Annotated in this window: 18 protein-coding genes and 1 tRNA gene; 12 read left to right on the top strand and 7 right to left on the bottom strand. The window is 60.1% G+C overall.

Features of this window, described 5'->3' with window-relative positions; all coding sequences use genetic code 11:
* Window positions 1-226: 226 nt before the first annotated feature.
* The 3 genes from AUC71_RS14025 to AUC71_RS14020 all read right to left on the bottom strand — a co-directional run bounded on the left by AUC71_RS14025 (window position 227) and on the right by AUC71_RS14020 (window position 3,044).
* Window positions 227-1,459: a DUF2497 domain-containing protein gene (locus AUC71_RS14025; protein WP_069624736.1), complete on the bottom strand. Its 1,233-nt coding sequence runs from the start codon at window positions 1,457-1,459 to the stop codon at window positions 227-229.
* Between the two features lie 152 nt (window positions 1,460-1,611).
* Window positions 1,612-1,878 (bottom strand): TolC family protein, encoded by a 267-nt coding sequence (locus AUC71_RS22045; protein WP_083238413.1) that lies wholly within the window; start codon window positions 1,876-1,878, stop codon window positions 1,612-1,614.
* 5 nt (window positions 1,879-1,883) lie between these two features.
* Entirely contained in the window at window positions 1,884-3,044 is a 1,161-nt protein-coding gene (locus AUC71_RS14020; protein WP_083238411.1) for a TolC family outer membrane protein, read from the bottom strand.
* Window positions 3,045-3,291: 247 nt separating this feature from the next.
* On the opposite strand from AUC71_RS14020, the gene AUC71_RS14015 reads away from it, so the two are divergent.
* Complete coding sequence (locus AUC71_RS14015; RefSeq protein ID WP_069624735.1) at window positions 3,292-3,570, top strand: hypothetical protein; 279 nt, start codon at window positions 3,292-3,294, stop codon at window positions 3,568-3,570.
* A gap of 215 nt (window positions 3,571-3,785) precedes the next feature.
* On the opposite strand, the gene AUC71_RS19760 is transcribed toward AUC71_RS14015, so the two are convergent.
* A tRNA-Lys gene (locus AUC71_RS19760) sits at window positions 3,786-3,876 on the bottom strand.
* A gap of 116 nt (window positions 3,877-3,992) precedes the next feature.
* On the opposite strand from AUC71_RS19760, the gene AUC71_RS14010 reads away from it, so the two are divergent.
* From AUC71_RS14010 to AUC71_RS19750, 11 genes are all read left to right on the top strand, one after another.
* Window positions 3,993-5,195, top strand: a complete 1,203-nt coding sequence (locus AUC71_RS14010; RefSeq protein ID WP_083238409.1) for a tyrosine-type recombinase/integrase — start codon at window positions 3,993-3,995, stop codon at window positions 5,193-5,195.
* A complete protein-coding gene (locus tag AUC71_RS14005) occupies window positions 5,195-5,716 on the top strand; it encodes a hypothetical protein (RefSeq protein WP_069624734.1) in 522 nt (173 codons plus the stop codon). Before AUC71_RS14010 ends, AUC71_RS14005 begins: the two co-directional genes overlap by 1 nt.
* Before the next feature lie 74 nt (window positions 5,717-5,790).
* Entirely contained in the window at window positions 5,791-5,997 is a 207-nt protein-coding gene (locus AUC71_RS14000) for a helix-turn-helix transcriptional regulator (protein WP_069624733.1), read from the top strand.
* A gap of 120 nt (window positions 5,998-6,117) precedes the next feature.
* Window positions 6,118-6,375 (top strand): hypothetical protein, encoded by a 258-nt coding sequence (locus tag AUC71_RS13995; RefSeq protein WP_069624732.1) that lies wholly within the window; start codon window positions 6,118-6,120, stop codon window positions 6,373-6,375.
* The gene (locus AUC71_RS13990; protein ID WP_158007868.1) at window positions 6,375-7,229 is read left to right on the top strand and encodes a hypothetical protein; all 855 of its coding nucleotides are present in this window, start codon (window positions 6,375-6,377) and stop codon (window positions 7,227-7,229) included. The genes AUC71_RS13995 and AUC71_RS13990 overlap by 1 nt, the downstream gene beginning before the upstream one ends.
* The gene (locus AUC71_RS13985; protein ID WP_069624730.1) at window positions 7,229-7,912 is read left to right on the top strand and encodes a beta/alpha barrel domain-containing protein; all 684 of its coding nucleotides are present in this window, start codon (window positions 7,229-7,231) and stop codon (window positions 7,910-7,912) included. Before AUC71_RS13990 ends, AUC71_RS13985 begins: the two co-directional genes overlap by 1 nt.
* Before the next feature lie 801 nt (window positions 7,913-8,713).
* Window positions 8,714-9,562, top strand: a complete 849-nt coding sequence (locus AUC71_RS13975) for a hypothetical protein (protein WP_158007866.1) — start codon at window positions 8,714-8,716, stop codon at window positions 9,560-9,562.
* Window positions 9,552-9,764, top strand: a complete 213-nt coding sequence (locus tag AUC71_RS13970; protein ID WP_069624727.1) for a hypothetical protein — start codon at window positions 9,552-9,554, stop codon at window positions 9,762-9,764. The genes AUC71_RS13975 and AUC71_RS13970 overlap by 11 nt, the downstream gene beginning before the upstream one ends.
* A 12-nt stretch (window positions 9,765-9,776) precedes the next feature.
* Entirely contained in the window at window positions 9,777-9,980 is a 204-nt protein-coding gene (locus AUC71_RS13965) for a cold-shock protein (RefSeq protein WP_069624726.1), read from the top strand.
* 97 nt (window positions 9,981-10,077) lie between these two features.
* Window positions 10,078-10,440: a P27 family phage terminase small subunit gene (locus AUC71_RS18110; protein WP_342021868.1), complete on the top strand. Its 363-nt coding sequence runs from the start codon at window positions 10,078-10,080 to the stop codon at window positions 10,438-10,440.
* Complete coding sequence (locus AUC71_RS19750; RefSeq protein WP_083238407.1) at window positions 10,430-10,696, top strand: hypothetical protein; 267 nt, start codon at window positions 10,430-10,432, stop codon at window positions 10,694-10,696. The genes AUC71_RS18110 and AUC71_RS19750 overlap by 11 nt, the downstream gene beginning before the upstream one ends.
* A gap of 641 nt (window positions 10,697-11,337) precedes the next feature.
* Here AUC71_RS19750 and AUC71_RS18105 read toward each other — a convergent pair.
* From AUC71_RS18105 to AUC71_RS13940, 3 genes are all read right to left on the bottom strand, one after another.
* Window positions 11,338-11,982, bottom strand: coding sequence for a papain-like cysteine protease family protein (locus tag AUC71_RS18105; RefSeq protein WP_141701720.1), 645 nt, complete (start codon window positions 11,980-11,982; stop codon window positions 11,338-11,340).
* 392 nt (window positions 11,983-12,374) lie between these two features.
* Window positions 12,375-12,587: a hypothetical protein gene (locus AUC71_RS13945; RefSeq protein ID WP_069624722.1), complete on the bottom strand. Its 213-nt coding sequence runs from the start codon at window positions 12,585-12,587 to the stop codon at window positions 12,375-12,377.
* A 308-nt stretch (window positions 12,588-12,895) separates the two neighbouring features.
* Window positions 12,896-13,108, bottom strand: coding sequence for a hypothetical protein (locus AUC71_RS13940; protein ID WP_069624721.1), 213 nt, complete (start codon window positions 13,106-13,108; stop codon window positions 12,896-12,898).
* Between the last annotated feature and the right edge of the window lie 747 nt (window positions 13,109-13,855).

Below are 13,855 nucleotides of genomic sequence, written 5' to 3'. Positions count from 1 at the left end.
CGAGCCGGTGACGTTCGGCGGCGGGATGACGATGGCGAACGGGCGCGCGCCCTCGCGATCGCCGCGGCCGGCGGCGAAGGCGCGTGCGTCTTCCCAGGCGCGGTAGACGCCGCTCGAAATTCTTCGGCTGATAAATCTTGTCGAGCATGAACGCGCGGTGGTTGGCGAAAAAGGGTCGCCGCGCGTCCTACGCTCTCGGCTTCGGCACTGTCAACTTTTGGTCTGCTTAGTCCTGGTGGCGGCGCAAGCTATCCGTGTCGAGCTCGTCGCGGATGATGCGCGGCATGTTGTCGTCAAGCCACTCACGCAGCATGGGACGCAACATGTCCTTGATGCTGTCCTCCAGGGTCCGGGACGGTCCTTCGGCGTGATGTCCGCCGATGCCGTTGGTCTGGGTCAGGACAGGCTCAAGCTCGGGCTCGAAGCTCGCCTCGGGTTCGGGCTCGGCCGGTTGCTCCTCGCTCGCCTGGGCGGGCCAGAACGGCGGCGCCTCGGGCTCGGCTTCGTCTTGCTCGGGCTCGACAAACTCGACCGTCTCCTCGATCTCGGCCAGGACCAGCTCCGGCTCGTCCATGGACTCGTCTTCCGGCTCGTCCATGAAGTCGTCCAGCGGCTCGATCACCGGGGCCGTGTCCGGCTGCGCCTCGAAGCGTTCATAGGCTTCCGGCTCGGACTGAGCGCCAAACTCGGGATGGGTCTCCTCCGCCGGTTCCAGCGCGTCCATGGGGACGGCCATCGGCATGGGCTCGGATTCCATTTCCGGGCCAGACTCGGACGCGGTCATCGCCTCGGGCTGAGGCGCGGCCTGGAACTGGAACGGCTCGGCCTGGGGTGTCGTCGAGGTGGGCACCTGCCCTGCCCTCAACGCCGCAATGGCGCGCTCAAGGGCGGACGCCGCTTCCTCGCCTGCGGACGCCACGGGCTCCGGCGCAGGGGGAGCAGCGGGCTCCGGTGCGGGCGCCTGTGCCTGTGGCTGTGGCGGCATGGGCGGCTCGGGCGCCGCCATCTGGGGCGGCGGCGGAGGCGTCTCTTGGGCCGGCTCTTCCACGAACTCGGGCGTGGCGTCTTCGGCGAACGCGGCGTCGGACATCTCGGCGTCCGGCTCGAACACGGGCTCCGCGTCATCGAGCTCCAGGACCTCGATCTCCGTAACCTCGGTGACTTCGAGAACCGGCTCGTCATCGTCCTCGACGAGCTCGAGACCGCCAAGCTCGGCCGTGAGGTCGAGGATTTCCTCCTCCTCGCTCGCCGGGGCTTCGCCGCCGCCGCTCAGGACGCGCGCGATGTCGTCGATGATTTGATTGTCGGCCTCGCCCTCAAGGCTCTCGTCTTCGGCTTGCGCCTTTTGGGCCGGCTTCTCAGCCGAACCCTGACCGGCTTCGTCGTCTGTGATGATCCGACGGATGGAGGCAAGAATTTCCTCCATGGTCGGCTCAGGAGCGCGCTCGGTGCTGCTCATGACTTAATCCCTCGCCGCCTTTTCGAACTGACTTCACCCAGCGGTGTACACCAGGGTCACTCACTCAATAACTTAACACGATGTTAAGACCCAAGTCTTCATTCGCCTCGGAGAATAGCCCCAATGGTTAATGCGTAAAGTCCCGCAATGGTTCAATTATCGGCGGCGGGCGGGGCTGGCGGGCGCAGGCCGAACCATTTGTTTTTGACGATGTCGTAGTGCTCGAGCGGATCGTAGTAAGGCACTGACAAGCCCAAGGTTTGGGCATCCATGCGGCCGATGGCGGCATAGAGGGAATACTCGGCGACGACCCGGTCGCGCAGCGCCGAGACGAGGCCGATCTGGGTATTCAGGAGCTCGCGCTGGGCATCGAGGACGTCGAGGGTGGTGCGCTGGCCCACCTTCTCCTCCTCGCGCACGCCAGTCAGCGCGATCTTGTTGGCGGAACCGCGGATTCCGCGGAGCTGATGGCCGGACCGGAGGATTGCAGGATGCCCCAGTTGGCGATGACGTCGGCGTGGACCCTGAGCCGCGCATCCTCCACCTCGCGCTTCAGCTGATTGTTGGTCTCCTTGGCCTGGCGCACCCGCGCCGCGACGCCGCCGCCCTGATAGAACGGCACGTTGACACGGCCCGTGACGGTGGTCGTCTCGATCTCGTCGATGGCCTGGCTCTGGCCGTAGCGCTTCTCGTATTGCGCTTCGAGCGTCACCTCGGGCAAGAGCTCGCCCATGATCTGCTCGACCGCGTAGAGCGAGGCTTCCTCGTTGTAGACCGAGGTCAGAATGACCGGGTTCTCGCCGTCGCCAAGGGTCATGGCCTCGTCCAGGCTCTGCGGCAGCAAATGGCGGATCGACGGCGGCGTCTGGAGATTGCCGGGCGGGTGGCCGATGACCTGCTCGTAGGCGGCGCGGCTGGTCTTCAGATTGGCTTGGGCCACGGCCAAGGTGGCGAGCGCCTCGGAGCGCCGCGCCTCGGCCTGGGCGGTGTCGGTGCGGGTCACCTCGCCCACCTCGAACCGGTCGCGCGTCGCCTTCAACTGCTCGGAGAGCACGCTGACGTCGTTCTCGCGCAGCCGCACGATCGCGGCATCGCGCACCACGTTGACGTAAGCACTCGCGGCGTCGAGCAGCACGGTCTGCTCCACGCTGCGCAAGGCCTCGCGCTGCGCTTGGACCTCCGCCTTGGCCTGGCGCACGGCGTTGAGATTCTGGAAGCCCTCGAACAGGGGCTGCTGCAGCTGCACGGCATACCCGCGCGGATGAGTGACGCCGTCGGTGGTAAATCCGCCGGCGCCGAAATCGACGCCGCCGAGACCGCTTCGGTCGCTGTTCTGGTTCACGTAGTTGGTGTCGGCGGTGCCGGTCACGAACGGGCGCAAGCCCGATTTGGCCAGCGCCACCTGCTCGTCGATGGCGCGCAAACGCGCACGCTCGGCATTGAGAACGGGATTGAGCAGATAAGCATCGGCCAGCGCCTGCTCCAGCGACTCCGCTCGCGCATTAGGGGATAGCAAGGCGACAGCATGGAAGGTGACGAGAATAAAAGCCCGACACGCAGCCGCCGTGATGCAATCGCGCCGCACGGCATTTTGGTCTTTGCCCTCTTACCGCAGCCAGAGTCCCCAGCCGAACTGCGGTGAGTCGTTCATTGTCCCTGCCAGTGCAGACTATAGCTCAAAAACCTGATCCCGAGGCCAATCTTAAGCGTACCCAAAGCCTTCAACGATTGCCGCGAGCCACGCAAAGAAAGTAGGATACAGAGCCCTAAGGAGCGGTTTGCCGTGCCGAGCCCAAGGTTCTATCCCCAAGTTTATTTCACGGGGGTTGGCGATGCCTTATGACGAGGATTCATACGAGCTTAGCCTGACAGCGACGGCTCGTCTCCTGTACCTACTTCAAAGGCTCACAGAGGACGAGGTTCTGGAGCGCGAAGCCGCGCTCGCCATCCTGGGAAATGCGGCCGAGGCGCTGATCTCCAATCCCATCGAAATGATGGAGGTCCATTATAAGGCGTCGACGCTCATATGTGAAGAAATCGTCCCAAGGGTGCGTGAGAACCTTCACCGGGAGCGGATGAGCGAGCTATCCGAGAGAATGGGCGCACCCTAAGTTATTATCGGCCGACAAAATGATGGCGCCGGTGACTGAGAGAGATTGACCGCGCTCCCGCCCTAGCATGCGGAGAGAGCCCCATGTCACCTCTATTACCTCCATCCGACGGACAGCAAGCGCCGCTCTACTATGATTGTTGACGTACCGCTCTATAGCCGGTGCCAGGCTGTCGGAAGGACATAGGCCCGCCGCGCCTAAGTCGTTGAAAGATATGGTGGGCGCACACGGACTCGAACCGTGGACCCGCTGATTAAGAGTCATAGTCGGGGCAATTTCAGAGCCTAACAGTTACCAACACAGCCCTTGGAAAACCCCTTGATAGCCTTGCCTTTCCCCTCCATAGAGCCTTACATTACCCAACACTAGGTAACAGGTCAAAACATATCGTTGGTGTTACCTAGCGTTCTCTTTGGAGCAGGGTGACTGTGGTCAAGAGGTCTCTGACCGACGCTGCCGTGAAGCGGCAAAAGCCACCTGAGGCGGGGCAGATCGACGTATTCGATCAGGGCTTCCCCGGCCTTGCTCTGCGCGTCTCTCACGGTGGCCGCAAGGCTTGGACGTATCACTACAGGTTCGCAGGCAAGCTCAAGCGGCTGACGCTGGGCACCTACCCTGCCCTATCGCTGGCAGATGCTCGTGGGGCCTGGCGGGACGCAAAGGACGCTCGCGACAAAGGCCGAGATCCTGCCCAAGACAAGAAGCGTAAGACAGGTGAAACCGAGTTTGAGGCGGTGCTGGCCGAATGGCTCAAGCGCGACCAGGGCGACAACCGCTCGCACGACTCGGTTAAGCGTTCGATTGATAAGGACGCGACACCGGCCTGGAAAGGTCGCCACGTTCCCGACCTGACGAGACGTGACGTGCTGGACGTTCTCGACTCTGTGGTGGACCGTGGCTCGCCAGTGATGGCACGGCGGCTCCACGCACACTTACATCGCTTCTTTCGCTGGTGCGTCGGACGCGGGATCATCACTGCAAACCCGATGGCGGACATGCCGAAGCCGGGAGCGGAGACGAAGCGCGAGCGGGTGCTAACGGACGCGGAGTTGAAAGCGGTCTGGAAGGCTTGCGACAAGATCGGCTGGCCGTTTGGCCCCGCTATTCAATTGCTCATTCTCACGGGAGCGCGACGGCAAGAGATCGGGGCGCTGTGCTGGTCTGAGATCCTGGCCGACCCTGCAAACATTTTCCTGTCTGGTGACCGCACCAAGAACAAAGAGCCGCACACAATCCCGCTGAGCAAGCCCGCGCTGGCTATCATCGAAGGATTGCCGAAGGTCGAGGGTGACGCTGACTACGTTTTCACAACGAACGGCAAGACGCCCATTAGCGGCTGGTCGAAGGCTAAGGGTGAGCTTCCAGAACTTGCCGAGCCCTGGGTTCTTCACGACTTGCGCCGTACAGTAGCCACCGGCTTGCAGCGTCTCGGTGTGAGCCTCACGGTTATCGAGGCTTGCTTAGGGCACGTCTCAGGGTCGCGCGCTGGCGTTGTCGGTGTTTATCAGCGTCACAGCTTCGGCGCGGAGAAGGCCGCTGCGCTGGAGGCTTGGGGCGCGCATGTCGTTGCGCTGGTAGAGGGAAAGAAGCCCGGCAAGGTTGTCGCTATGCGGGGGGCGCGGTGATGGACAAGGGCGAGGCTTACGACAAGCTTATTGCGGCTCTAGAGTCCGCTTGGAAGAAGACACGGCGAAACCACCTACACGGGCAGATGTTGGCGGTCAAAGCTGTTGACCGGTTTTTAGGTGAGATGGATGCCCCCCGTTCGGCGCGGCAACCGTTGATTTGGACCTTTCTGACATTGATGCGGTCCGATTGGATAAATCGCACTCGCGGCAAACCGGGCCCCAAGCCGAAGAGCTTTAATCACCTATGTGGTCTTTCCGGCGCGGCAGCAGTCGTATCCGTCATGAAAGAGCGGTGCGGGTGTCGCGTTGGCGATGCGGTTGCGAAGGTCGCAAAAGCAACAGGCATACCAGGGGAGGAGATACGAAAATTTCGCGATGCGATCCATCGGGGCACCACGGACGACCTGTCAAATTCCCTGTACAGAATCACCCTCGACGAATTTAAAGACGCGTCGGATGATGAACTTGACGGTCGTCTAGGGCAGCTGCGGATCGTATACAACGACATGGATTTGTAGAATCCCCCCCTAGATAGCGACAAACCATAGGGCATATATCGCTTTTCAGTTTCAACCACGAAGGAACTGGAAAGATGCCCGAGACCTTTTTGCCCGCTGCCGCCGTGCGGGCTCGCTACTCAGTAGCAGACGTGACGATCTGGCGGTGGATGCGCAACGAGCGCATGAATTTCCCTAAGCCCATGTACGCAAACTCTCGGCACCGCTTGTGGCGGCTGGCCGATCTTGAGCGTTGGGAAGAGTCCAGAACAATCGAGGGGGATGCGAATGCAGCGGCCTGATGTAGTTGCCGCCGCCGAGGGGGTGCAACCCCAAGGCAGCGGCGGGATAGGCTCAGTCACAGTACAAGCAACTCCGATCATAGCGTCCGGTAGCAAACCCTGGCAAGGGGGGCGTTTGTGATGGCCCTCGACCGCGAAGACTTCACCTGGCGCGACCTCGATCTGTGTATCGGCCAGGGCAAGACACCAGTTCTCACACTGGTCGCCGACGCCACCTACCTAGAGCTGTATCGGATTCGGTATCCGAACGGCTGGACTAGCGCGCCGGCAAACATCATCCGGGCGAAAGAGGCAGCGTATGGTCACGCTCGCAGTTTGCTTGGGGGACAGAGGCCCAAAAAGCGCCCCTACAGCGGCGAAAGCCTCGGAGCCGCGTGATGGGAAGCAATCGAGAGAAGGATAACGTTGACGGACAATATGTGGCTGTTCTCCACAAGGTGCTCGACTCGCCAGCATGGCTCGCCATGTCGCACGGCGCGCGATTGCTTTACATCAGCCTGAGACGCCGCAAACCCCGGCAACGCAATATCGTCTTCCTGTCCTACCGGGACGCGCAAGCTGAACTCCGTAGTGGCCCGAACAAGATCGCAGAGTGGTTCCGCGAGCTTCAATACTACGGCTTCATCGTTCTGCACGAGCTTGGCTGTCTCGGTGTTGACGGCAAGGGCAAGTCACCGCACTGGCGACTGACAGAGGCGGGCACCACCAGCAAGACGAGTCCGAACGGATTACCGGAGCCACCGACGCGCGACTATCTGCAATGGAACGGAGTCCCCTGGAAACGTCCCGCAGACACGCGCGCTCATCGCTTCGAGCAGTTCCTTAAAAACAAAACCCCGCTATCGACGCCAAAGCGGAGTGCTACTGGCGTTGATAACACCCCCGCTACGGCGTCAGTAGCGCCCAACACCGAAAGTGCTACTGGCGTTAGTTACATAGAGCGCGGCGGGACCGCTACTGGCGTTGCTAACATAACTAGTAACCATACAGGTGGTCGTGAGATCGCGCCTTCCAAACCTCGAAAGGGAAGGAAAAACACGGTCGCCCCTTCGGCGGAAAATTCGGACGCCAAGATCACGGCTCTATCTAAGTGGGGACGTGCGGCCACGCTTAAGCCGTGGAAGGCTCGCACCATTTCGGACGAGCTGCGCGCGGTGCTTGATCTGCCCAAGCTCCACGAGTGCGACCCTGGTGTGGTTCGGGGCAAGGTGCTTGAGCGGAGGGCAGCGTAATGGCCTCACGCGAAGCAGAACGGAAAGCCCTACAGCGTGCGGGCTATAAGCACCGCCCGATCCTTTGCCACGACGATACGCTGAAGGCCGCGTTGATGGCCGAGGGTCTGATAACCGACGCCCAGCTTGATGACGATGTCGCGATTAACGAGGCGGCCAGTCGGTTCCTCATGAGGCATTGCAAGATCGGTCGCATCCTGCCTGAACAAAGCCCGCCATTACCTCCGAAGCGAGACAGGCGACCCCACGGCAGCCGGCGACATCAGGTCACGCACGGACCCACGACGCCATACACGCCCGAGGAGATCGCCAAGCTCAATGCCCAATGCAAGGAAGACCTTCTCGGTGTGAAGTACGGGCCGTACCTCACCCCCGAAAAGAGGGTGATGGCGGACAAGCTGGGGCGTGAAGGGAGCTTGGGGAGTGGGCCGCTAGGTGTTCGAGGTCTTCACGGAGTCATAGACGTGGGCGAGCCGGGCGGTGCCTACATCAAAGACCTTCCGCCCGATTGGGAGAAGCGTCGAAAGCGGTGGCGCGTTCCAGGTCGGGAAGAGGCTCTGCGGTGGACATGGGACGACGACGAGGCCGAAAGGCATGACGACGACCCCATGACGTTCGGCGAGGTCAGCCAGGACGCGATGCACGGTCTGGACAGCATGGATACCGAGCCCGAGGACGATTGAGTTTCGCAAATCGGCCATGTCCCGACCGGGACACCCGCAAACCGTTGAGTTTCTGCGGTTTTTGAATAACCAGAAAGTCTAAAACAGCTTTAGCCCCCCTATAGGTAGAGGGGCTAAGCAACCTATGGAGACGATGACATGAACCCGCCAAGGACTGACGCTGAATACTGGGATCACATCACGCTTATGGTCCCTCGTAACTTTGAGAATGCTGCGAGAGAAGCGGCACATCGGTACGCAATGCCGGTGACCGAGTATTGCCGCCGGGCGTCTTGCTGCGCCTGGAGGCTGACGGCATCCGCCTTTCGGAACGCGAGACCGAAGCTGCGTGAACATACCGCTCCACGAAGCAAGCCACGCCTGCATGGCCCACCTTCTCGGATTCGAGCTCGTGGAAGTGACGGCCACAGATAAGGGCGGGGAGTGCAAGGACAGCGGGCCAGCACCATTGTTCGCACGCGGATTAGATCACCGAGCGGTCGGACTTCGCGAAGCTCTAGTCGCGCTCGCTCCGATTGCGGTGAACGAGGAATTGTCCAGTGGAGACGAAGCCTGCTTCGCGAGAGCGTTGTGGCTTGCGTGTTTGCCTCAGCGCGAAGGTCTCGTTCGACGCGACTTGATCGCGCTCGCAAGAGAGATCCTGCGAACACGCGAAAACCGAACGGCGATTGCCGCCGTGGCGGATCAACTGAGCAGACGGAAATACCTAACAGGTCGCGAGGTGGCCGAACTGATCGAAGCCACGCATCGCTGCGGCTTCATACTCTAAGGGGGAACGCAAAAATGGAAATGGAATGCACGGTGATGGCCTCCGCGCCTGGAACGTCTTGGCTGGTGCGCCTGACGCAAGAGGACATCGAGAAGGCGATAGCCTGCGGTCACTACATTGCGGAGTACGCCGCAGGCGACGAGGTTCGCCGCGATGAGCGCGACAGAATGAGACAATGCGCCGAGGAACGCGAGCGCAGCGCAGAACACATCCGCAAAGAAGCTAAGCGCCTCGAAGACGAGGACCGTGAGGGCCGCCGGCGCGAGCGAAAGGAACTGAACTTCGAGAAGGTCGAGAAGCTACGAGCCGCAGCGTGGTCGATCAGGGGAACGAATTACCCAGGCTATGAGCCTCGGCCCGATGGCGTTTGCAGACACAAGGTTGCTTGGCTCATCGACCAGCTCGGCGGTGGCAAGATGGTAAGCGGCTTCCGTCACGACCGCTCAGAACCCGGCTTTCATGCCGCGTTCGAGTTCCGATCCAATGGCAAAACATTCGTGGCCGATCAAGACGGGATTTGGCTCGCCGAGGATTTCCCTTTCGCCAAGGTAGAGGGAAAGCACTTGCGAACGCGAAAGCCCGACTCCGAGCCTGACATCCGCAAGCGCGAGACTACGGATGGTAGCGGCCACGGCTCAATTCATTACCAGGGAACATGGGATCGCGAGCGCAGCTATTCGGCAGGCCAGTTCGTCACTCACAAGGGCGGCTTATGGCACGCCGAGATTGACTCCCAAGGATGCAAGCCCGGTGACGGCGCGCTGTGGAAGTTGGCCGTCAAATCTGGCGACTACAACAACCGCAACATGAAGAACCACAAGCAGCATGAGATCGACGCTGCATGGAATTTACACAACGAGAGGAAAGACGATGCTGCCTGAAGACATCACACAAGTGGACGCAGAGATTGAAGCTGACGGCACAATTGTTCTGATCGGCCACACCAAGTCGGACGACAAGACCTATACGGCAAATGTTCAACCGGAATGGTGGCTTGATGGCGAGAAGATCGACAAGCCTCACGCCAAGGTCATCGGCATGTTCGCCAACAGTGCTGCAACTCCCGCAGTACGCAAGACCTAAAGGGGCGAAAGGATGAAGACTGGAACTGTGAAGCATTGGAACCGGCAGAGAGGCTTTGGCTTCATTCGCACCGATCAGGGAGAAGAGTTCTTTGCCCATGCAACGTGCTTGATGCTGGCTCGCGACTTCTTGGACGTTGGCGAGGCTGTGATCTTCGAGACTGAGCCCTCAGAGCGCGGCGGCGAGCGAGCAATCAATGTCGAGTTAGCTGGATGACGGGGGGGAGCAAACAAAGATTTGCGCCATCAAGCGGAACCCGGCGGGATAGTGCAACAACTACAGAGGCTGCCCCCGTTGAAAAAGGGGGGGCTAAATGGGCATGAAAACACAACGGAAGCCTAGGGCTCCCCAGCATCTCCGCCCTGATACTCGGACTTGGTTTGGGTCCGTCCTGGCCGACTATTCGCTGGAACCGCATCACTTGAAGCTCTTACAGGCCGTTTGCGAGGCATGGGACCGCCTCCAGCAAGCACGCGAGATTCTCGCTGCCGAAGGGCTGACAATTCCGACCGGGGACGGCGGGTGCAAGGCGCATCCGTGTGTTGGGATCGAGCGCGACTCTCGCTTGGCCGTCGCAAGATTAATCCGCGAATTGGATTTGGACTGCGAGCCACCGGCTAACACCCGCACTGCGCCCCCGGCCCTGCGGTCCAACAGGAGGGGATATGCCGGTTAAGAGACGAGCACATAAGCGCCGCGTCGATCCGCGCGCCGAGCTTGAGGCGTGGTCCTCTTGGTTCGAAAGCGGAGTCGCGTTCGATGGCGACTTGATCGACCTCGGCCTAGCCAACGATGCCGACGATGTATTCAAGGCCGTGGCGAAAGACGCATGGAAGCGATTGGGAGAGTTGTTTCTAGAGAGTTGGACGCCCGACAACGTGCGGGAAACGCCGTGGGCACAAGAACAGTTTGGGGAACCGAAATGCCAGTGAAGCTACGCAAACACAAACAGAGGGCGCACCGGATCACACCGGACGCAATCGAGGCTTATCGCGCGCACGATTACCATGCTTTGCACGATGCCTTGGGCTTGAAGCCCTGGGAGCCGTCGCCATTGCCGCTTCATGTGACGCCGCTGGGCTGCGATCAGGAGCCTTACCCGTTTGATTTGAGGCTTAAAGGCAGCTTGCACAACGAGTCATGGGAGCAGGCGCAAGAGCTTCAGCGAGAGCTGGAGAAGGCAGTATAGCCATGAGCGGACACACTGACCGCGAGCTGGAGCGCGCACGCAGACACCTCGCGCAATGCATTCGTGAGCGGAATCGGTTCGAGTCGCAGATGGACATGACGGAAGAAGACCAAAGGCGTTGGCGGAAACTAGACGCGGACGTTCGGCGAGCAGAACAAGATTGCGGCTGCGCACAGCACGCGCTGAGAGAGGGATAAGACACTGGCTCAGGCAACGGTGGTACTTTTTGAGGCAAGCTAATGAGCGAACGCGAGAGTTTTGGCGATCTGTCGAGTGCGCTTTTTCAAGCCGCAGCCTATCTAGAGTTGGCGCACCAAATCGGTTCGCCCGAGCGCGAGATTTCCGACATCTGTTCGAAGGGCAGTGAGGCCCTTGATGCCTTGGCTAGTTCGGCACATTTAGCCAATGATTTGGAAGGTCGGCATCCAGGGGGCACTCAATCTCTCGCTTCGCAATCCATATCGCAACGCCTCCGGTGACATTTTCTCCAGTGCGGCTCCAATAATCGTGGAGCTTTGTAAGAGGCCAGCGCACCGCTTGCCCGCCCGTTTTCGGGCAGGGGTCATGGAGTATCACTCCACTATCATCCAGCCCAACTACCACGCGATAATGACCGAGGTGACGCTCATCATCGCTATAGCGCTGGCACGCTATAAGCGGAACACGAGCTCTATCAATGAAGCATGCAATCTGGTTGGTCATCGCCAGAACGTCTGGACTCACTCTTCCCCACGCCGCATGCAAACCTCTGTTTCTCGCCAAGCGGACAATATTCTCAGCGTCTACGCTCAGATTTGCCGATCCATAGTGCTCAGGCTTGGCCATTTTTTGATAGAACTTCTCTTGCGAAAAGCTCGAAGAGCGAAGAGACCGAAATACCATTTCGAACGCCGCCAGGCGCAGGCCCATGGCGCACATTGTTGTCGGTACGGGATGGGCAAGATCATGGACGTACGATGGAGGGTTGGCACTCAGCACCCAAGGTGCGTCTAACAGCTCTGGCGGCTTCGCCACGTTCACGGCAATCAATTAAGCCGCCTATCTCGGTGATGGTGCCCCGTAGGGGACGGTCCCCCACGGACCTCCCCCTCCAAAAGGAGCCAACTTCATCTCATACAGTTCCTTACGAGCATCCGCCTCTAGCGGCACAGGAGCAAATTTGTCGATTACGTTGACAGCCCATTTGCGGAGCGCTTCGTTTTTAGGATCCGGCGGGATTGTTAGAATACTCGCTGCGATCTCGATCATCTTTACGTCTTTGTTGTCTTCGTGAATTCTAATCTCTTGTGACCGCTCTGCGCTGGCTAATTCTAATAGCTGGGCTCGATCCGCGTTAGCGATGTTTAGCGCCCCCCATGTCGTGATAAGCGCGACGACTATTGAGATAACAACTGTAATGAGTGTTGATTGGAACCCGGAGCTCATACCCGTTCCTTTGCTCGAAGCAGTTCTGGAAGCTTGGCGATATTGACCGCGACCCTGCGGCCTTCCTCCCACGTCAGCACGTTGGCGATCTCGGCGTTCTTCTCGTCATCCCGGCAGTAGATGTAACAGAGCGTGCGGCCGTGCGAGTCCCGCACCCGGTATCCGCCCTCGGTCTTCTCGGCTGACCAAGGGGCCTTCAGTCTTCTCATGGGAGCCTCCCTCTTGGCTCCCCCCGCTATCGAAGCGTAATATCGGGTCTGGCTGAAGCGGGAGTCATTCCGTGAGGGCTATCATTCTGTTTTTAATCTTGCTGGCCGGGCTGATCTGGTACTTGGCCGACCGCCATGACTGCTTCTGGCATGGCCTCGACGCTTGGGCAGCTTGGACCAAGTGTGTGATTGGTTTTAGCCGCTTCTAGGCGCGAATGGGGCGCAGCTTTCAAGACATCGCCGTTCGTGGGATCAAAAAATAGGGCGCCAACCGAGAAGCTGGCGCCCCACAGAGAGACAGGGAGTTTCTACTCGCTGGCCTCAGACTCCTCCATCGGGTCTTCGGCGGGAGCCTCATCCATCGTGTCTGTATTTTCCTCCGTGGTGGCGGAGTCATCGCCTGTATCCATGGAATCTTCGGATTCCTCCATGGGATCGTCCTGAGCGTAAGTGAGGACAGGCGCTGCGCTTAGTCCGATTACAAAAGCCGCAGCAAAGAGCGGGGCAAAGAGTTTGGTCATTTCAGTTACCCTCGATTATCTGGCCAAAGTCGTTCCTCGGCAGCGCCATTGTTGATGGGCAACAGGATCGAGCACAAGAGGGAAAGTAGGCGCTTGCGTCGCCTGCCCGAGCGCCCGGCGTCGTTCGGTGCATCCCAGGGAGGGTTGTGGACACCGGGCCTAACCAGCGGGGAAGGCCACGCTGGCTGCAATAAAAACGCGCGTCTGGGCGACACCGTTCCTGCGCGGATAGCCTCGATCTCGCTCGGCAGAAGCCCATAACGAGAAACGGCCTCAAGGCACTCACTGAGGCCGCTTCCCAATTGCCGTCTACTCAATAAAGGAGGACGAAGGACGGCAGCCCGCTGCGGGCGCCTATCAGCGTGTGCCCAAATCCTTGCTAAATCGTTAGAGGGTATCCCGGGGGGCCGACCGAAGCTGCCCTTCCGGGCCGTCTCTCCACCCCGCTCCAGTTGAGTACTTGGCACTTGGCCTCTTACTTCGTGCCCCTCGACCTGGAAGCCCGGCTGACCCTTCCGCGACGCCGGGCTCTTTTTGGCAGCCCGCTGGGCTAAAGTTCCTCATCGGGGTGCTTGCGTAGCCCCGTGTCATGTGTGTCATGAGACCCTACTCTGGCCCCGCCACCTGCGGGGCCTCTTCTTGCGTCGATGCCAAGAGTCCAACCGTATAAACTGTCCATTTTGCCAGGGGAGAAATGCTCTTCGAGGAATCGAAGAACCGCTATCGCTGCCCGGATTGTGAGACGAT

This window comes from Methyloceanibacter marginalis (genome assembly GCF_001723295.1).
Lineage (GTDB): Bacteria > Pseudomonadota > Alphaproteobacteria > Rhizobiales > Methyloligellaceae > Methyloceanibacter > Methyloceanibacter marginalis.
This window is presented reverse-complemented; position numbering and strand designations above follow the sequence as displayed.